Origin of the sequence: Jeotgalibacillus salarius (genome assembly GCF_004405125.1) — a bacterium.
Taxonomy (GTDB): Bacteria; Bacillota; Bacilli; order Bacillales; family Jeotgalibacillaceae; genus Jeotgalibacillus; species Jeotgalibacillus salarius.
Map to the genome: position 1 here is coordinate 201,890 of NZ_SORX01000003.1, position 18,793 is coordinate 220,682.

At 41.9% G+C, this 18,793-nt stretch carries 25 protein-coding genes and 1 pseudogene; 13 read left to right on the plus strand and 13 right to left on the minus strand.

The features are described 5' to 3' along the window. The first annotated feature begins 144 nt into the window (after positions 1-144). The 7 genes from E2626_RS06160 to E2626_RS06190 all read left to right on the plus strand — a co-directional run bounded on the left by E2626_RS06160 (position 145) and on the right by E2626_RS06190 (position 5,585). A complete protein-coding gene (locus E2626_RS06160; RefSeq protein ID WP_134380861.1) occupies positions 145-1,089 on the plus strand; it encodes a M23 family metallopeptidase in 945 nt (314 codons plus the stop codon). Between the two features lie 106 nt (positions 1,090-1,195). After that, on the plus strand, positions 1,196-2,323 hold the full coding sequence (locus E2626_RS06165; protein WP_134380862.1) for an NADH-dependent flavin oxidoreductase: 1,128 nt from the start codon (positions 1,196-1,198) through the stop codon (positions 2,321-2,323). A 300-nt stretch (positions 2,324-2,623) separates the two neighbouring features. Beyond that, complete coding sequence (locus E2626_RS06170; RefSeq protein ID WP_134380863.1) at positions 2,624-3,007, plus strand: hypothetical protein; 384 nt, start codon at positions 2,624-2,626, stop codon at positions 3,005-3,007. A gap of 299 nt (positions 3,008-3,306) precedes the next feature. Next, positions 3,307-3,672: a YidH family protein gene (locus E2626_RS06175; protein WP_134380864.1), complete on the plus strand. Its 366-nt coding sequence runs from the start codon at positions 3,307-3,309 to the stop codon at positions 3,670-3,672. A gap of 115 nt (positions 3,673-3,787) precedes the next feature. Further along, entirely contained in the window at positions 3,788-4,057 is a 270-nt protein-coding gene (rpsN, locus tag E2626_RS06180) for a 30S ribosomal protein S14 (RefSeq protein ID WP_134380865.1), read from the plus strand. A gap of 12 nt (positions 4,058-4,069) precedes the next feature. After that, complete coding sequence (locus E2626_RS06185; protein WP_134380866.1) at positions 4,070-4,417, plus strand: hypothetical protein; 348 nt, start codon at positions 4,070-4,072, stop codon at positions 4,415-4,417. 10 nt (positions 4,418-4,427) lie between these two features. Beyond that, positions 4,428-5,585 (plus strand): SidA/IucD/PvdA family monooxygenase, encoded by a 1,158-nt coding sequence (locus E2626_RS06190; RefSeq protein ID WP_134380867.1) that lies wholly within the window; start codon positions 4,428-4,430, stop codon positions 5,583-5,585. A gap of 5 nt (positions 5,586-5,590) precedes the next feature. Here the strand turns inward: E2626_RS06190 and E2626_RS06195 are convergent, their stop codons facing one another. The 4 genes from E2626_RS06195 to E2626_RS06210 all read right to left on the minus strand — a co-directional run bounded on the left by E2626_RS06195 (position 5,591) and on the right by E2626_RS06210 (position 9,242). Beyond that, on the minus strand, positions 5,591-5,788 hold the full coding sequence (locus tag E2626_RS06195) for a hypothetical protein (RefSeq protein WP_134380868.1): 198 nt from the start codon (positions 5,786-5,788) through the stop codon (positions 5,591-5,593). Between the two features lie 12 nt (positions 5,789-5,800). Then, complete coding sequence (locus E2626_RS06200) at positions 5,801-7,237, minus strand: NAD(P)H-binding protein (protein ID WP_134380869.1); 1,437 nt, start codon at positions 7,235-7,237, stop codon at positions 5,801-5,803. A gap of 119 nt (positions 7,238-7,356) precedes the next feature. After that, positions 7,357-8,652 carry a globin-coupled sensor protein gene (locus tag E2626_RS17450; protein WP_134380870.1) on the minus strand — a complete coding sequence of 432 codons (1,296 nt, stop codon included), beginning with the start codon at positions 8,650-8,652 and terminating at the stop codon, positions 7,357-7,359. Positions 8,653-8,804: 152 nt separating this feature from the next. Further along, entirely contained in the window at positions 8,805-9,242 is a 438-nt protein-coding gene (locus E2626_RS06210) for an RrF2 family transcriptional regulator (RefSeq protein ID WP_134380871.1), read from the minus strand. A 174-nt stretch (positions 9,243-9,416) separates the two neighbouring features. Between E2626_RS06210 and hmpA the strand changes: the two genes are divergently transcribed. From hmpA to E2626_RS06230, 4 genes and pseudogenes are all read left to right on the plus strand, one after another. Further along, the gene (gene hmpA / locus E2626_RS06215) at positions 9,417-10,622 is read left to right on the plus strand and encodes an NO-inducible flavohemoprotein (RefSeq protein ID WP_134380872.1); all 1,206 of its coding nucleotides are present in this window, start codon (positions 9,417-9,419) and stop codon (positions 10,620-10,622) included. Positions 10,623-11,080: 458 nt separating this feature from the next. Then, complete coding sequence (locus E2626_RS06220; protein WP_134380873.1) at positions 11,081-11,299, plus strand: DUF1659 domain-containing protein; 219 nt, start codon at positions 11,081-11,083, stop codon at positions 11,297-11,299. Positions 11,300-11,330: 31 nt separating this feature from the next. Continuing rightward, complete coding sequence (locus tag E2626_RS06225) at positions 11,331-11,552, plus strand: DUF2922 domain-containing protein (RefSeq protein ID WP_134380874.1); 222 nt, start codon at positions 11,331-11,333, stop codon at positions 11,550-11,552. Positions 11,553-11,615: 63 nt separating this feature from the next. After that, positions 11,616-11,702 (plus strand): annotated as a pseudogene (locus tag E2626_RS06230) (YvrJ family protein); the annotation flags it as partial. 92 nt (positions 11,703-11,794) lie between these two features. Here E2626_RS06230 and E2626_RS06235 read toward each other — a convergent pair. Together E2626_RS06235 and E2626_RS06240 are read right to left on the minus strand one after the other, a co-directional pair. Then, complete coding sequence (locus E2626_RS06235) at positions 11,795-11,974, minus strand: hypothetical protein (protein WP_134380876.1); 180 nt, start codon at positions 11,972-11,974, stop codon at positions 11,795-11,797. Beyond that, on the minus strand, positions 11,971-12,159 hold the full coding sequence (locus E2626_RS06240; protein ID WP_134380877.1) for a hypothetical protein: 189 nt from the start codon (positions 12,157-12,159) through the stop codon (positions 11,971-11,973). Before E2626_RS06240 ends, E2626_RS06235 begins: the two co-directional genes overlap by 4 nt. 104 nt (positions 12,160-12,263) lie before the next feature. Between E2626_RS06240 and E2626_RS06245 the strand changes: the two genes are divergently transcribed. Beyond that, complete coding sequence (locus E2626_RS06245; RefSeq protein WP_166786753.1) at positions 12,264-12,572, plus strand: TIGR04104 family putative zinc finger protein; 309 nt, start codon at positions 12,264-12,266, stop codon at positions 12,570-12,572. A 37-nt stretch (positions 12,573-12,609) separates the two neighbouring features. Here the strand turns inward: E2626_RS06245 and E2626_RS06250 are convergent, their stop codons facing one another. Next, positions 12,610-13,455 carry a putative RNA methyltransferase gene (locus E2626_RS06250; RefSeq protein ID WP_134380879.1) on the minus strand — a complete coding sequence of 282 codons (846 nt, stop codon included), beginning with the start codon at positions 13,453-13,455 and terminating at the stop codon, positions 12,610-12,612. A 147-nt stretch (positions 13,456-13,602) separates the two neighbouring features. Here E2626_RS06250 and E2626_RS06255 point away from each other — a divergent pair, with 147 nt between their 5' ends. Continuing rightward, a complete protein-coding gene (locus tag E2626_RS06255) occupies positions 13,603-13,794 on the plus strand; it encodes a hypothetical protein (RefSeq protein ID WP_134380880.1) in 192 nt (63 codons plus the stop codon). A 420-nt stretch (positions 13,795-14,214) separates the two neighbouring features. Here the strand turns inward: E2626_RS06255 and E2626_RS06260 are convergent, their stop codons facing one another. From E2626_RS06260 to E2626_RS06285, 6 genes are all read right to left on the minus strand, one after another. Then, positions 14,215-15,255, minus strand: coding sequence for an NAD(P)/FAD-dependent oxidoreductase (locus tag E2626_RS06260; RefSeq protein ID WP_134380881.1), 1,041 nt, complete (start codon positions 15,253-15,255; stop codon positions 14,215-14,217). Between the two features lie 303 nt (positions 15,256-15,558). Continuing rightward, positions 15,559-16,527 (minus strand): phosphotransferase enzyme family protein, encoded by a 969-nt coding sequence (locus tag E2626_RS06265; RefSeq protein WP_134380882.1) that lies wholly within the window; start codon positions 16,525-16,527, stop codon positions 15,559-15,561. Between the two features lie 87 nt (positions 16,528-16,614). Further along, entirely contained in the window at positions 16,615-17,076 is a 462-nt protein-coding gene (locus tag E2626_RS06270; protein WP_134380883.1) for a GNAT family N-acetyltransferase, read from the minus strand. A 10-nt stretch (positions 17,077-17,086) separates the two neighbouring features. Continuing rightward, positions 17,087-17,683 (minus strand): hypothetical protein, encoded by a 597-nt coding sequence (locus tag E2626_RS06275; RefSeq protein WP_134380884.1) that lies wholly within the window; start codon positions 17,681-17,683, stop codon positions 17,087-17,089. Beyond that, positions 17,680-17,889, minus strand: a complete 210-nt coding sequence (locus tag E2626_RS06280) for a helix-turn-helix transcriptional regulator (RefSeq protein ID WP_134380885.1) — start codon at positions 17,887-17,889, stop codon at positions 17,680-17,682. Before E2626_RS06280 ends, E2626_RS06275 begins: the two co-directional genes overlap by 4 nt. Before the next feature lie 283 nt (positions 17,890-18,172). Then, complete coding sequence (locus E2626_RS06285) at positions 18,173-18,784, minus strand: flavin reductase family protein (RefSeq protein ID WP_134380886.1); 612 nt, start codon at positions 18,782-18,784, stop codon at positions 18,173-18,175. Positions 18,785-18,793 lie beyond the last annotated feature (9 nt).

The following is an 18,793-nucleotide window of genomic DNA, read 5'->3' on the forward strand; positions in this document are numbered from 1 at the left end:
CTACGAGTTCCCAGGTGTATCGTTACAATCTCAGCGCGGATTGCTACCACCTCCGACGAAATCACGACTTCCCCGCTGCATTAGAATGAAAGAACAACGCTTGAAATCACTTCATCTGTACATACTACTCATGAGGTGATCAAAATGAAAACTTTTTTAGCTGCAACTGTCAGCTTTCTGCTATTATACTCAACTGCAGCTGCTCAGGAAGATCGGCAGGCATTATTAAACGAACGTTTGATTTACTACAGTGCATACCATCATCAGGGTGTACCGTGGTATTATCTCGCAGCCATTGACCAGTTCGAACGGAATATACAGCCTCTCCGTCATGATATGGAGAAAAAAGAAGGGTCGCTTGCACTAACGATTCCGGAAGAAAGATGGTTTGGTCCGCTCCACCCCGACCAGGAAAATCTATCGCCTTTTTTCATTGAATTTTTCGGGGGAATCGGACAGGATATAAACGGTGACGGCAAGGCTGATCCGAATGACCCGGAGGATCTTTTTGGGTCTATGGCAGACTATATCAACAGCTACAGTTCTTTTAAAGAAGCGATGAATGCTTATTACGACCGTAAAGAATCTGTCAGTCAGATTCTGACGATTGCAGAATTGTACCAGCACTTTAATACACTCGATTTGTACACGCACTTCTTTCCTCTGCAAAAGGATTACCTTTACAGTTATCGCAGTACCTGGGGCGGAAAGCGCGGATGGGGTGGCCGGCGCATGCATGAAGGCACTGACCTTTTCGCAGGATACGGCACGCCTGTCCTGGCAACAACTTTCGGAAAAATCGAAGCACTCGGCTGGAATGATTATGGCGGATGGCGCGTCGGTCTCAGGGATATTCACAATGTCTATCATTACTATGCGCACCTTTCCAGCTTTAAAAAAGGGCTCGAGCAGGGTGACATTGTAAAAGCCGGCGACCTTATCGGCTATGTCGGAAGTTCAGGCTATGGGAAAGAAGGTACGAGCGGTAAATTCCCCCCTCACCTCCATTATGGTATGTATATTGATAACGGAAAGAATCAATGGGCGTATGACCCTTTTCCATCATTAAGAAAATGGGAATCAAGCTGACCTGCACATTCACTGAGCAGGTTTCTTTTAGTTACTCGAAATAACAATTATAATGAGTCTCGTGTTATTCATTCATTTTGGTAAACACATAAGGAGGCTGACAACGATGACTAGAAAATTCATGGACTCATTTACATTTAAGAATGGGGTCACACTGAAAAATAGAGTGCTCATGGCACCAATGACAAACTTCTCTTCAAAGGATAATGGAGAAGTAACAGAAGAAGAGCTTGCGTATTACCGCGTACGTTCAGGCGGAGTAGGTGCTGTATTGACTGCCGTTGCTAATGTTACTGATGGCGGCAAAGGTTTCCACGGAGAAATCGGCGCACACCGGGATGACCTTGTACCAAGCCTTAAAAAGCTTGCTGACACAATCAAAGGTGAAGGTGCCAAAGCGATCTTACAAATTTTCCACGCTGGCAGAATGTCACCGCCTGAATTACTTCCTGACAATCAGACAGTCAGTGCGAGTGCGGTTGCACCTGAACGGGAAGGCGCAGCAACTCCACGCGAACTGACCAATGATGAAATTGAACAAATTATTAAAGCATTTGGCGATGCAACCCGCCGTGCGATTGAAGCAGGATTTGATGGTGTTGAAATCCATGGTGCAAACACTTATCTGATTCAGCAATTTTTCTCCCCTCATTCAAACAGACGTGAAGATAAATGGGGCGGCTCCGTTGAAAAGCGTATGACGTTCCCGCTTGGAGTGATTGATGAGGTAAACAATACAGTAAAAGAATTCGGTGATGATTCATTCATCGTTGGGTACCGTCTGTCACCTGAAGAACGTGAAGAACCTGGTATCACAATGGAGGATACCCTGACATTTACGGATCGCCTTGCAAAAGAAGAGCTTCACTACATTCACGTGTCAGTACAGGACTTTCAGCAGGGATCAATGCGTGACGAATCAGATACTGCTTCACGCGTGCAGCTGATTCAGGATCGTATCGGTGATCAGGTACCAGTCATTGGAGTCGGCTCACTTCATACACCTGATGACGTTGAAAAAGCAATGGAAGGCGGAGTACCGCTTATGGCGCTTGGCCGTGAAATCATTGTTGAACCTGAATGGATTCAGAAAGTTGAAGCGGGTCGCGAAGGCGAGATCAGAACGTCCCTTTCAGTGGATGACCGCGAAGTATTAACAGTTCCTGAGCCATTATGGAAGGCGATTGTAAATACAAAAGGCTGGTTCCCGGTAAAAGAGCACCAGAACGCATAATGATTTCCACCCCCACTCTGCGTGGGGGTTTTTTATTTGATTGCACGTTTGTGTAGATAATTTGTGAGTCTCGATGTTGGACTTGTGAGTTCAGAAAGCACTTTTGGCAGTTCAGCCATGCTTTTTGTGAGTTCACCATCCCTGTTAGCCGCAACCATGCCGTTTATACCATCCCCTTTTCATCCACTACTCATATTACGACACCTGATTTCTTTAATTTGTCATATAGATTCATAGCCACTGCTTCTGATTGCAGTTAGAATGGGAGGTGATGATTGTTAAAAAGGAGCGTCATTTAATATGCATAAAAAGCACAGTAATTTACTTTTAAAGACAGCCGCGATTTTCGGAATGATCGGTGCAGGTATCGGCGGACATATGGCGGGTTCTTATGATTATGCTTTCAGAGCTGCCCACGCACACATTCTCGTCGTAGGCTGGCTTTCTTTATTTTCATGGGCCGTTTACTACCGCGTATTTAAACCAGTTTCTAAAAAGCTGGCAGCTGCTCATGTTTATACTGCGATTATTGGTACCATCGGTTTAACTTCAGGAATGATACTGGACATTTTTTCATTGCCACAGCCGCTCTATTTTATCGTCTATATCGGCGGTGGTGTAACACTGCTTGTCAGCTTTATTCTGTTTGCAGTTCTTGCATTGTTTATGAAGCACGAAGGATAATGAATGCTCGGTAAATTTCCGTTCCGTACGGAGGCTTTCCGGACGTGGACCGTTTTTTGGTCCCATCAAGCCTCCTCGGCTTCGCCTGCGGGGTCTCAGTTGACACGCTAATCGTCCTGAAGTCCCCGCCTTCCACTGCAATTAACCTATCATTTTCTGAATGAAATTAGTATTAAAAAAGGAGTATTATTCTGTAACTTTTACAGAATAATACTCCCTATTTAATGGCAGGGGCATTTGTTTTTTAATCCACCTAAAGGGAAATGATAATGATAGAAGAAATGGAAAGGAGCTCCCATATGAACAAGAATTCTGATATAGAAAAAACACTTATACAGCAGCATCTTGCCAACGAACGGACCATGCTTGCGTGGATCAGGACTGCTATTGCATTAATCGGAATCGGCTTTTTGGTGACGAACCTTCACTATACGATTGGAACATCAGGCACTTATAATACAGATTCTTTTATTAATTTCATCGGATTTTTTTCCGTTTTTCTTGGCATCCTCACCATCGTACTTTCCATGATTTCTTATTTTAAAAATGCTAAATCCATTAACGATCAATCCTTCCACTCCTCCCGCTATACAGTCATTCTACTTGGTGTATTCGTACTGATCGTTGCAGTTCTTTTTGCCATTTATTTTGTTATAAGTATCTAAGCTAAGCTGTCCTTCTGATTGAAGGTCAGTTTTTTTATGCTTGCATTCGTTTTCTTTATGTGGTTTACTATCATTTATAAAACGTAATCATTACGATTTAAAAGGAGTTTTATAAATGGCTAAGAAATCAAAAGTTGTCAAAGAAAAAAAGCGTCAGGCGCTTGTTGAAAGATATGCAGAACAACGAAAAGCGCTGAAGGAAGCCGGCGATTATGCTGCGCTCGCGAAGCTGCCGAGAGACTCTGCCCCATCGAGATTAAAAAATCGCTGTGAAGTAACGGGGCGTCCGCGCGGTTACATGAGAAAATTCAAAATGTCGCGCATCGTATTCCGTGAATATGCACATAAAGGTCAGGTACCTGGCGTTAAGAAATCAAGCTGGTAAGGAGCATGTATGATGAACCCTCATTTGTTGGAGATCCTGGAAAGAGATATTGTACGTTTATTACCACCATTTGATAAAGCACTGTACACATTTATAACCGATGCTGAAGAAGAAATTGCCGCACAGTGTGAAACGAAAGAAGAATTTCTTCAGCAGCTAGTTCAGCAATCGCCGCATACACTCGCTGCTAAGCAATTCAATCTGTCATTTGAACAGGTTCTGATGATGATGAAGAAAATTGAAGTTCATATTGATGATGCAATGAATCAAAAACTGAAACGGATCAAGTGGGAAGAGAAAACTCCGGTCAAACGACATGCCGGTTCAGTGTCTTCCCAGTATTTCCTCCTGACAGTCTAGAGGTGATAGAATGCTTGAATGGCTCATAGCAGGTGGCGGTATACATGGTTGTACCATTGCAGCCCATCTTTTAAAACAAAAAAACACTTCACAAAATCAATTAAAAATCATTGACCCAAATCCCGAACCGCTCGCTGAATGGAAGAATCGCACTGGGTTTATCGGGATGCCCTATTTACGTTCACCCGGCGTTCACCACCTGGATGTGAAGCCATTCAGCCTGAAACAATACGGGAAATCTTATGGGACGGAAACCGATTTTTACGGAACTTACAGACGGCCCTCACTCTACTTATTCAATGAACACTGCGACTCTCTCATCAAAAAGACTAACCTGAAAGAAGTTTGGCACGAAGGCATGCTCAGCCTGATTGAAAAAATGGATGGTTACTGGAAGGTACAAACAAAAAGTGGCGATCAGTTTTATACGAAGAATCTTGTGATTTCAACGGGAGTTAATCAAAAATTGTTTTTGCCTGAGTGGGGACACACAGCAAAGAAACTTGCAGCAAATCGGGTGTCACACGTGTTCGACAAACAGCCAGTAAAGCCGGAAGGTCCTATTATCGTAATTGGCGGTGGGATCAGTGCGGCACACCTGACCATTAAGCTCGCCAGACAATTCCCCGGTCAGGTCACACAATTATCAAGACACCCATACAGGATTCACGATTTTGACAGTGATCCCGGTTGGCTGGGTCCTAAATACATGAACGGTTTCAGCAAGCTTAGTCTCAATGAGAAACGAAATACAATTTCAAAAGCAAGAAACAAAGGATCCATCCCCCGCGACTTGAACAATAAGTTACACCATTTAAAAGAAAAAGGTCGTTACTCCTTCGCGATTGGTGAAGTTGAAACGGTTCAATATAAAGCTGATGCGTTTCATATAAAATTGGGCACGGGTCAGAAAATGACAGCTAAAACCATTTATTTTGCTACAGGCTTTTCACCTGAAGTGATGAATACTGATTTTCTGAGTGATTTAATAAAAAAAGAGAACCTTCAGTGCGCACACTGCGGGTTCCCTATTGTTAATCAGCATCTGGAATGGTGTGACCACTTGTTTGTGTCAGGACCTCTTGCTGAACTTGAGCTCGGACCTTCTTCAAGAAATATTATCGGCGCGATGAAGGCAGCAGAAAGAATTACTTCTGCCTCATGCTAAGTCACCTATTCTTTTCTTCTGAACCTGGCAGCGATATACAAAATCATAAAGAGCAGTGCAAGGCTCAGCATCATGTTTGTTTCAAGAATACCACCCATTGCTGAACCTTCACCCGCGCTCGTCATCAGCAGACTGACTGCTGCCAGGAAAAAGAAGAAGATTGAGATGACGAGCAGGATCAGTTTCCACCCCTGCTTCAGCATATGATATCCCTCCTAAGCTTCCACCACTTCTTTTTTTGCACCGGAATCTTCATGGTGTTTTCTCATTAGCTTTTCTAAATGCTTTTTATATAAATACATCACAACCAGATGCACGTTTGCCTGCGTATATTTATAAATAAACCATGGCATTGAAGGCTCGTATTCATGAATTGCGATGATGCACTCCTGAGTATCAGGGATTTGTCTGAATTCTATTCGTGCGCGGCTGTCGTCCTTGACAGAAACAAACCGGCCGCCCGTTATTTTGTATAACACCCTGTACTGATCACTTTCATCAGGTGCGTATGACAGTTCAAGCAGAGGCTTAGTTTTGCTAAGTAGAAACACCTGTCCCTTTTTATGTGCGTCCACTTCTGTCCATAACAGAGGATTTGCAAGCGTAGAGAGCCATTTCATGTACTCCTCGCCAGCCCACTCTGCATTTTTACCTTCAGGCAGCATGACACGCTGAACTGAACGCACATCTTTTCCTGTTGGATTCGGCTTCAGGTAGTCAGGTGCTCCGGACGCTTCTTCTTCCTCTTCTAAAGCAGTCTTTGCAGCTTCTTTAAAGGAAATCTTCCCTTCACTGATCCCTTCTGCCTTATTCTTGGCCACCATTGAATGCTGAAGACTCTCTACAAGCGGATACACCATTTCTTTTGAAGCGCCGGTAACCAGCATGACCCACAATCTCGAAAGATTAACAGTCATAAATGGTACATCCACCACTCTTGGCTGTTTCCCAAGCACTTCAGCAGTCTGTATCATCATTTCTTTGTAGGTCATCACTTCAGGACCACCTACATCGATTGAGCGATCCTTCACTTCATCATTGCCCACACTCTTACTTAACGAACCTACTACATCTTTAAGGGCAATCGGATGTGTCTTTGTGCGCGTCCATTTTGGCAGCAGCATGAAAGGAAGTCTCCTGGCGAGTTTTGATAAGATCGGAAATGAAGAACCTTTTGGCCCGACAATCAGTCCCGCACGAATGGTCGTAACTGGTGTCCCATAAGCTCTTAACACTTTCTCAACTTCAAGCCTGCTACGCAGATGGCGGCTTAATTTATTGCGCTCTTCGTTCTGAGGGACAATACCACTCAGATAAATAATCTGTTTTACTCCCTGCTTTTTCGCGGCACGGGCAAAGTTATCCGCTAAAATCAAATCCATATCTTCAAATTTCGCCTGCGTTAATTTAGCAGACGGCTTCATTGAATGAATCAGGTAAACGGCATAGTCTGCGCCTTCAAGTGCTTTTTCAGCATCCTTCATTGAGAAGAAATCAGCAGATCGCCATGTTACGTGCTCAGTATTTTCTTTATCGTCACCACTTCGGGACAGCGCAATCACATCGGCTTTTTGTTGTATTTGTTCCAGCAGATTTCCGCCTATGTATCCTGTTGCGCCTGTCAGTGCAATGACTGGTCTATTATTTTCCATACCATCCCGCTCCCTTATTTAATCAAGTCCTTCGTGTATACCCGGAAAAGATTAGATTGTAACAAAATGGATGAGCGGAGTGTGTTTTTTCGCAAACAAAAAAACCGGTTCACACCGGTTTACTTCTGCTCTGCTTTTCTCACAAGCTGCTCTGTGGCAAGTGAGAGACCACTGGTCGTTTCATTAATTTCCTGGATGGAGGAAACAATTGTTTCAAGATCTTTTTTATTTCGTCCGAACATTTCCAGGTAGTTCTCCATCTCCACCTGGAAAGTCGTTAATCCGGTTTTCACCCGTTTCACGTTGTCCTGGGAAGCATTATTCTCTTCATTCACTTCTTTCAATTGTTTCACTAATGATTGAATGCCTTTGTTATTCTGATCGATCAGCTCATTAATTTGTCCGCTGAGTGCTTTGGCGTTTTCAGCAAGCTTTCTCACTTCACTCGCTACAACTGCGAATCCTTTTCCATGTTCCCCTGCTCTTGCAGCTTCAATAGAAGCATTAAGTGCTAAAAGGTTCGTCTGATCAGCAATTTCTTCAATGCCTTTGGTCATTTTAATGATTTCCTCAGACGTATTCTTCAAATGATTCATGCCCTCTACAGACGTTCCAACTTTTTCAGCCGCCTGAACAAATTGCACTTCCATTTCATTCATCAGTTTTGCATTTTCTTTTGCCAGTCCTACCAGATTTCTGCTGGATTTTTCTGTATTGCCGGTCTCTTCTAAAATTTTAGCCGCACTCTCACTTGTACTGATCACAGTATGCTCAGCCTGAGTTACAGAAGCAGCCACTTCCTGACTGACTGCTGCAATCTCAGTCTGTAATTGCTCATTACGCTGATTCGATTCTTCGAGTGCATTCATTCTGATTGTCATATAATGATCTGTCACCAGCTGCGAATCTAGATTCATCGCATGTGTGATTGCCAGAAGTGCTTTTTGAAGTCCCTCAGGATCTTTTTGCAACTGCTCTACTACTTTTGGAATCAGCAGTGTCTGAAAAGATGCATAGGTTGCCAGAAACCAGGTCACCGGAACACCGAATCTATTATGCGTTTCGCCCATTCTTTTTCGCATAGCAAAATACTGCTCGTCCAAATTTCCACTCAATAGACTTCTGAAGTAATCAGCAAATACTTTTTTCAGCCTTTCACGTGTTGAAGATTCACGTGCAATCGTTGCCATTTCAGGACTTTTCATTAAATGATCAAGAACTGTTTCCAAAATATCATCCAGAATAGATGTGATGACCGGACGGAGATCCACAAGTGTTTTTAAATACTCCTCTTTGAATCCCATATAAAATAATCTGTCTGCTAATTCAGGTTTTGTCTCAACGATTTCTCTTTTGGCTGGGTACGACATCGGCGCTTCAAACTGAGCAATCTCTTTTTTGCGGAAATTCAGCATTTTACTAACCTCACTTATATTATGATAATAGTCCTTTTTATTATAACTGATTCTTTATTCCTATTCCCTATTTATTTTAAAAAACTCATTTCTATTTGTCTTTTTTTAATGTGCAAAAAAGAGACAAAGCCCATAGTTTAGGACTTTGTCTCTTATTCGTTCTGAAACAGGCTGCGTAATTCGAGCGGATTATGCACCAGGTCAGCAAGCGTATATTCATCCAGCACATCCAGGTATGCCTGCAGAGCTTTCGCCAGTGCATGCTTTAATCCGCAAACCGGAGAAATCACACAGTGTCCTCCTCCAGGCTGGAAACATTCAACCAGTTCAAAATGATCTTCTGTTTTTTTTACCACTTGACCAATATTGATTTCTTCAGGGTTTTTCGCAAGACGAATACCGCCATTTCTCCCTCTGATCGTTTCAATCAGGCCCAGCTTCCCAAGTTCATGCGTCACCTTCATCAGATGATTTTTCGATATTTGATAAGCATCCGCAATTTCCTGGATATTAGACAGCTCCTCTTTGTTTTTAGCACCTAAATAAATGAGTACACGCAGGGAGTAATCTGTATATAAAGTTAACTTCATTAACCTCACCCTATTCTATATTGAGACCTTATTATACATGTAAAGACATCTGACTGCCAAAATGAAGTTTAGTTGTGTCTATTTTATTAAAGATGTATTTTAAATATTGCTTTTAAATTCACAGACGTTATCATTAAGATATATTAAAAATACATCTTTAATGGAGTGAATGATATGTTATCTCAAAAAACGATCGACACAGTCAAAGCCACAGTACCTGTACTTGAAGTCAAGGGTGTTGAAATCACCACACGTTTTTATGCCATGCTTTTCGAAGCCCATCCCGAGCTGTTAAATATATTTAACCACGCTAACCAGAAGCAGGGTCGTCAGCAGACTGCACTTGCGAATACCGTTTATGCTGCAGCAGTGCATATTGATCAGCTTGAAGCCATTATTCCTGCCGTTAAAAAAATTGCTCACAAACACCGCAGCCTTGGCGTATTGCCTGAGCACTATCCGATCGTTGGAGAGTATTTACTAAAAGCGATCAAAGATGTACTCGGTGACGCAGCAACAGATGATATTTTAAACGCTTGGGGTGAAGCATATGGTGTGATCGCCGATGCATTTATTTCTATTGAAAAAGATATGTACGACGAAGCATCTTCAATAGAAGGCGGCTGGGAAGGATTTAAAGACTTTACGATTGCGAAAAAGGAAAAAGAGAGCTCTTTGATTACTTCTTTCTATTTAAAACCTGTAGACAGTGAAAATCTTCCTGAATTTATGCCCGGCCAATACGTAACTGTACGCACACAGATTCCTGGTGACGAGTACATGTTAAACCGTCAGTACAGCCTTTCAACTTCATATACACCGGATTACTACAGAATTTCTGTCAAAAAAGAAGCTGAGATGGACCCAAATGGACGCGTTTCAACTTTTCTTCATGAGGAATTAACTGAAGGCGATACGCTTGAGTTAAGCGTTCCAGTCGGAGACTTCTTCTGCAATATTCACGAAAATCAGCCCTTAACACTGATCAGCGGCGGGGTTGGTATTACACCTATGTACACGATGTTAAAATCAATTGCTGAAAAAAATACCGAGCGTCCTGTCACCTTCATTCACGCAGCACGTAACCAGGACGTTCGCGCATTTGGTGAAGATGTACAGGAAACTGTGTCTAAGCTGACCAACGGCAAAAGCTATATTGTCTACGAACAGGAAGGCCTTGACGGGGACTTTACCGGATTTATTAACGCTGAAGTGCTGAAACAGGCAGCCAACCTTGATGGCGATTTCTTCGTCTGCGGACCAGTACCGTTCATGGAAGCCGTGATTCAATCCCTGACTGCGATCGGTATCCCGGCTGAAAGAATTAACTTCGAATTTTTCGGCCCGGCCATGGCCATTAAAACAGAACAGAATGAGTAATACCATTCTGTTAAATTTAACTATTGGATCTGTTAAAGCTGTGCAAAAACAACATTAGGCTTTTACAAAGCTTGATTATTAAAATAGTATTGCTAAAAACAAAAATATCATAATGCTTAATAAAGGAAATGGCACTGTTAAAATACAGAGCCATTTCCTTTTTGATTACATCACAATTATTAAAAACTTAGGTTCATTGGAGCGTAAGGCGGTGACTCCGGGAAGATAAGCCTGTCAGCTGAGACCCCGCAGGCTTGCCTAGGAGGCCATATCGGACCACAAAACGGTCCATCGATCCGGAAACCGGAAACCCTCTGCCTGAAGCGGAAATGAACCGGACTCCTTTCGAAGACTTTCTTCCATCAAAAGTGTTCTCCTCAGTTTACAAATTTAAAAATCCGCTAGGTGTCTCTTCTTTCATTTACTTACGATCTAGTGAGTGAAAGGAGGTGATCAACATGGCGAACATTTCAACAGATGATATCAGAATCAGATTACTTTTTGACGCAGGACTGAACGAAGAAGGAAAGCCATTTACAAAACGTAAAACTTACAGCCGAATTCGTCTGAACGCAACAGCAGAACAGATGTATAACACTTCGGCAGCACTCGCTTCTCTGTCAAGCTACCAGCTGATCGAGATTGAGCGTGTAGAAACAGGTGCGGTCACACTTTAATTTAACATTACTCTAGAAAGGAGGAACTTGTATGAACAAAACGTTAGAACTCATTTTCATTACAGCTGAAGGTGGCAGCGCCTCTTTAACAGTGGATTCACCTGTTGAGCCGGTTGTTCCGTCAGCTGTTCAGGCTGCAATGCAGACTGTCATTGACGAAAATATGTTTCTTTCTCCATCAGGAGCACTGACAGGGGTAAAAAGCGCGCGGGTTGTATCCAGAGGTGTTGAAGCAGTTGATTTAGAAGTATAAAAAGATGAAGCGGTCAGCTCAGGCTGATCGCTTTTTTAACTCATATCGAAAGGAGCTGAAAGAATGGAACAGTGGATTTCTTTCATTAGTGATGTCGGCTTTCCAATTATTGTGACGCTATACCTGCTTCACAGAATTGAAGCCAAGTTATAAGCAGTCATTCAATCCATTCACGGTTTAACAGAAGCCGGTCATAGCTAGAAAAAAAAAGAACCTGAGGCATCGTGGCCTCAGGTTCTTTTTCATTTTTCATCGGGAGCCTTATACCATCCCATCTTCGTCCATAGCAGGTAATAAGCAAAAGCAAATACTGCGGCTGCGACGATATTGACTGGAAATAGTACTTCTCCATTTTGAATCAGATCAAATATTCCGAGCAGGCTGAAAACGATGATGAATACGCCCATTGCCCGTTTCTTCATTCCTGATCCTTCTTTTTCCTTTTTAATTCAAAGTACCACATGAGCATTGTAAAGAAGAATCCGAAAAGAACAGATTGAACCGCATTTGGCCCCCAGTTAATCTGATCAGCCAGCGCCAGGTCCCACAGCATAGAAAATACAAAATAAATGACAGTGTAAATGACAAAACGAATAATAAAAGACAAATTTGACGCCCCTTTTTTCCAATCTTTTGAAACCTATCGCGATGTTATTCGTATATAAGCTAACAACAGTATGACATATATAAACTTAAATGAGGAGGGTGAACATGCCTGTCTGTCAAAATTGCAATTACAAGTGGACATATAGTGAAACATTAAAAAGATCTGTTTTTATAGGACCTAATGGCGCAAAATGCCCTGACTGTAATGAGAAGCAGTATCCAACTACCCGCTCGAGACAAAAATGGGGCGTACTTGCTGGACTGATACCAGTTTTAATGATCATCATAACCGGGATGATATTAGATTTTGCTTGGCCTGTCGCATTGTTTATAGCTTTAGTCGCTGCTATTTTAGTTATAACTCTCTTACCATTCACTTTCGACCTATCAAATGAAAACGAACCGCTTTGGTGATTTTATTCCTGCTTAAGCAGATTGATCAACTGTAGCTTTATCTTCTTTTCCGTCCAAACAGTACCTCGACATCTAATGTCATTTCCGTTTCTTGTTTCGCTTTAAATGAGGTCACCTTTTCCGGATCCGCACTCCAGCTCAACGGCGTCATATTTACCAGTGCTTCAATGGCCTTACGATCAAGTTTTTGCGTAACTGTGACAGTGATTTTATGAAACACATCGAACTGTTCATAAAAAGCAGATACAGTCTCATCGTTTTCATAATGATCCCCAAAATAATGATTGCGCAATTCCTTTAAATAGCCTGCTCCTGGAACGATCTTGATCACTTCTCCGGCATTTTTTAGAAGTCGATTAAATTCCTGATAATTCGCAGGTGACAGGATATTTAAAATATAATCAACAGTTCCGGCTTCTACCGGAGCTCTCGCCAAATCAGCTGTAATCCACAGCGGCTGATCGTAATGACGGGCAGCTAACTGGATGCCATCTTTCGCAAGGTCAATCCCCACTCCAGTAAATCCTTCAAGTTCACCTGTAATATGTGCTAAATGAGTCCCCTCACCGCAACCCGCATCCAGGATGATACCCGCTTCACGCTCCTTCAAATGGGTAATTACTTCATTTATGGCTGGTTTAAAAAACTCAGCTTCACTCATTAAATAATGCCTTGATTCAAATAGATCCTTTGTATATTTAGTTTTTAAATTTTTTGTCAGCAAATGTAATGATCCATTTTTAGCGAAATCAAACTGGTGATTTTCTGAACAGGTCAGTGATAATGACTGTTCTGTGAGTTTTTTTCTGCAGATTGGGCAAAGTAAATAAGGAAATTCTTCATTCACTCTTAATGCAGCAGCCTCTCTTTTTTTTAATTTCATTCATTTACGCTCCGTTCACTTTTCTAGTTTCCTCTATCATAACAAAAACCGAACTTTTTCTTATTTCATTTAATGATAGATGTGACAAATGTTTGTCCTGTTGAATAGCGGGTAAATTAAAAACAAAATCCTAAGGAGTGTTTTACAATGGAAAACAAGCATCAGGATTTCGGTGAGAAAGTAAAAGATGCTGTAAACAAAATCACTGGAAAAGATGAAAAGAAGAATGCTAACAATCACGAGCACGACGATCCGTTGTTGAAAAATAAGCTCCACGAAGCAAAAACAAAAGGACTGGTCAGAGACGATTCAGGAATTACGAAGAATAACAGTATATAATGAGAAACTGTCTGTAAAGCCCCCGTGCTGATCAGACAGTTTTTTTATTGGAGATGATAAAAAGTAAATACTGGTGTCAGACGAATAAAGTTACACACATATCATGGAGTTATTCACATACTTTATGCACATATCCACTAAAAAGCCTGAATTTACAGGGTAAGTCGCGAATTGTTGTCCACATGTGGATGACTTAATTATACGGATTATAGAACTGAGGCTGTGGATAATAATCGTCTATAACAGACGAAGAGGATAAGACACATTTGTCTCATCCTCTTCATTCCAGCATTTATGAAATAGCTATATTAAAGACTACTTAAGCTGCTGATTGGAGCGTAAGCAGTGACTCCTGCGTTCGGCCGCGAAAAGCATCCGCCTGATGCGGAAATCATTAGCCAACTTTGTCAGAACCAAAGATTAAATATTTTTAGCAAGTTCACGATTTTTTTCTTTGAACACATCATTATGTGAAGACACCATTGCAGCAGCCCCGGCATCAGGCGTAATATAGCGCTTCGCCTCGTTCACCGCATTAGCAGCATCATGAAATGCCCCCATCAGTAAATTCAGCTTCCCGTCATGCTTGGAAATATCACCAGCAGCATAAAGGCCCGGCACACTTGAGCTTCCACTTGATTCGGTTTTAATAAAATAATCATCCACCATCTCAATTGGCAGTGCGCTGTTCTTAATCAGTGACGCATCAATTTCATAGCCGTGATTGATAATGACATCGTCTACTTCCAAAGAACTTAATTCATTTGTAATGCTATGCGTCAGTTCAACGCGATCAATGCCATCATGCGCCTCGTTTGCATGCAGCTTTGTAATTTGAGTATTCAGCAGACATTCAGCCGTACTGCTCATCAGCTGACCAATCTGCGCTTCATGTCCTTTGAAGTTACAGCTTCGGTGCGTAATATAGACTTTCTTAGCGATTGGCTCAAGCTCGTTAGCCCAGTCAATTGCTGTATTACCTCCACCTGAAATCAGAACCGTTTTATCCTTAAATTTCTTAAGGGATTGCACAGTGTAATGAAGATTAGTGACTTCAAAGCGCTCTGCCCCTTCAATCTGCAGTTTTTGCGGGTTTAAAATACCACTTCCAACTGCTACGATAACAGTTTTTGAAATATGTAAATTACCGCTGGCAGTCTGCACTTCAAAGTGACCGCTTTCATTTTTACGGATAGATTCAACCTTCTCATTCAGAAAGACAGATGGGTTAAAAGTCAGTCCCTGTTCAATCATTTGCTCAACCATTTTTGCACCCGTGACCGGAGGCATACCTCCTGCATCCCAGATCATTTTTTCAGGATAAACATTTACTTTACCGCCTAAATGCGGCTGATATTCAAGAATATTCACTTTCATGCCACGCAGTCCACTATAAAAAGCTGAATATAGCCCCGCTGGCCCTCCACCGATAATTGTCACATCAAATAAATTTTTATGCATGATCTTCACTCCTGATTTTCAATTAAAATCTCCCGTGAACATTGATATACAAGCAAATGATTCTCATTCTCATTTAAATTCCTTCTTTATTGTAGCATATGTATCAGAGAAATTACATTGACAATTTTATTTTGGGTAGATTCGGAAGTTTTTGTTAGTACTTGGTGGGGTTTTGATTAGTGGACTCTTACTTTTGACAGTTCAACTTCCTGATTTGTCAGTTGAAATTATATTTTGTGTGGTTTATTACTATGTATATATTTTCACCAAAAAATCCAGGCACCCTCTCAGGTACCTGGATTGTTATTTTTCCTTAAATCCTCTCACATCAGAAGCCAACTGTCCGAAAAAGTGGTTCATATTCTGTCCATTGATCCAGGCGCGGCCCCAAACATCTTCATTTGCAGCAAGAATCCCCATGAACCAGATTCTGCGGGCGGCCACGAAGTATGGCAGTGCTTTTTTATCTGCTTCGCTGATTTCCCTTACGCTTTCATACCCATTTAAAAATGAACGCCAGCACGTTTTTTCCTGCTGTGGATAATTGTTTTTCAGGTTCCACCAGAATACCGCAATATCGTAGGCACGGTAACCGACACCGCAGCAATCGTAATCAAAAGCTTCCAGATTCCCATCATGTAAATGGAAGTTGAAGTTGTGAAAATCACCGTGACAGAAGCCATAAGAAAGTTCTTTATTTTCTACAACCTCTTTTACTTTACTGACAGCTTCATGCAAAAGTGTTTCCTGTTCTTCTGTCAGTGCATGCCCGAGCCGTTTCATAACGATTCCAACCGGCGCCTTCAGTAAATGGTTGATGTTCAGCTCATAACCTCTGCTGTAGGACGGCTTGAATCGATCAGTGGCATTGTGCAGATTCGCAAGCGCGCGGCCGATTCTTCCACTGTTCTCTTCCGTAATCTCCGGACGCTCACCTTTAGAATAAGTAAACATCACACCAAACCTTGTACCTTCAGGCGCTTCAATTTTTGTTAAATGCTGGCCGTCTTTACGCTTAATCGGGACTGAAGAATGGATGCCTTCATGCTGAGCAAACTCTATTGCTTCCAGCTCAAATAATATTGCATCCTCCTCCCGCCAGCCTTTGCGGTACACGCGGAAAATATAATTGTCTTTTTCTGTTTTCAACACATACGTGTCATTCAGACCGCGTGCAAGAAACAGACATTCTGTTACTTCAGGCAATTCGTAATCATGAGCCAGATCTTGTATCGTTTGTTCTCCGATAAGTGAATGTTTGATATGGATCATTTAGACTCAATCCTTTCAGACGTTATTACTCTATACATTCGTGACAGGCATAAAAATTCCTTCTTTTCTAAAAGTGAAACGAGTATTTTATACAGATTGGAGCAGCTCAGGACTTCTATACACCTTTATCTTCCCGCCGCTCAATCCGTAACAGACATCTACATAGGTCCAGCCTGCTTTTTCATAATAACCATCAAGATCAGTACTTAAATAAACATGCCGATAACCCATCTCTGCGGCTATTTTGCACACTTCATTCATCATTTTGAATCCTAATCTCTTCTTCCTGTAATCAGGATCAACATAAAGACAGGCAAGCCAAGGCGTCAGATCCTGCCTGCTGACGAGTTCATTTCTAAGGAGTGCGACCGTACCGATGATTCTGTCAGCATCTTTTATGATATAAAAACAGGGTACATCCGATTTCTTTGAATGCCTCATACAGTCCTCATAAAACATCCGATTATCTTCTGAGCCCCACGTCTTCCAGAACCACTCCACTTTTTCGTTAAAGTCATAATCATTAGCGTTTACTTGTATAAGTTCCATTCAACGTCACCTATTTTCTGTATTCTTTTATCCAGACGATTCCGTATACGAGGGTTGGGATGATGATTGTACATGCAAGGAGGTATACTGGATATTCAGGTAAAAATTTGTAGACTAACGGATATACCATTACAAACACTAATAGAGTCGGCACAAGAATTCCGAGTGACTTATAAGCTGCTTTAGTGGCATCGCGAGTAATCTGAATTTCTCTTTCATCAGTCTCTTGAAACTCAGTCATTTTTGTCGCAAATATATTAAAAGTCTTTGAACGATCACGTGTAATAATACTATAGACCATCCATAAAATCGTAAAAATAAATAAAAGCAACCACGGAAGCGAATTTATTGTTTCGTTAATTACATCTGTCTCTGTCTGCCCTGTTTCATTATCCGTTACTTCCCGCACATCTTGAATCGTGATTCCATTCAAATCGACTGTTATCTCATTCGACCAACTTACCGTTTTTCCAAGGACATCATCCAATTGACGTGCCTCAAACCCTTCTGTTAAATCCTGCATTGTATGTACAGTACTCCCGATCGTAACTGCCAACAGCACATAAAAAATCACACTGCATATCGTCTCGATTAATACCCGCTTCACTGACCTTCCTCCTCTTTTGTGAAAATAGCTTCTACCGATTCTCCAAACACTTCTGCAATATTTAACGCCAGCAGGAGTGAAGGCGTGTAACTGCCCTTTTCAAGCGACACAATCGTCTGCCTTGTCACGCCAATCTTCTTGGCGAGTTCTCCCTGCGTGAGACCATCCCTCGCCCGGAGTTCCTTCACCCGATTTTTGATAGCCATTTGATCTCCTCCAATATATGTTAATCAGATTGTAAAGTATACTTGTCATTTTGTAAAGTTGGTTTTACTTTTAGTGGTTGAGAAGATTTGGGGTTCGTGGATAGAATGCGGTTGTTCGTAGAAGAACAGGGTAGGTTCTTAGAACAGGGAATGGTGTTCTAAGAAAAAGTGAGGAGGTTCGTAGAAAAAACAACCTTGTTCGTGGAATAGTGCCAAAAGACCCACTCTCCATACACAATAATAAAACCGGAAAGCACTCCGCTCCCCGGTCATCAAATCAACTCTATTTCGGCCGCTCCAGCGAAAATACTTCACCGAGCTTCGCATAATTGCTGCCGGCCAGTCTGCTCACAGCCTTCAGCACGTCTGCATGAATCCTGCCATTTTCATAGATCGCCTCATCAATATGAAACCGCACCACACGGCCGATCAGTAAGTCTGCAGCAGGCTTTCCATCATGCCTGCCAAGCTGAACATTCTGCTCAAGTACACACTCCATTCTGAACCTGGATTCCGCCAGACCCGGTACACTTATCGCTTCGCTATCAACTGTTGTCAGCTCGGCCAGTTCAACTTCACTCTCGTCAGCCGGCAGATTAGCTGATGTCTGATTCACCTTTTCCACATTTGATTCATCCACAATATGAACCACAAATTCATTTTTGAACTCAGCGTTCCGCGCAGTGTCCTTCTGCTCACCCGCTTTTCGTTGAACCGACACTGAAATCATCGGTGGGTCAGCAGATACAATATTAAAATAACTAAATGGCGCTGCATTCAGTACGCCTGTTTCAGATTCAGTTGTCACAAACGCAATAGGACGCGGAATAATCCCACCGGTTAAAAGCTTATAGTTGTCGCGTTCTGATTGATTTTCAGGGTTGATGGATAACATATTGACTCA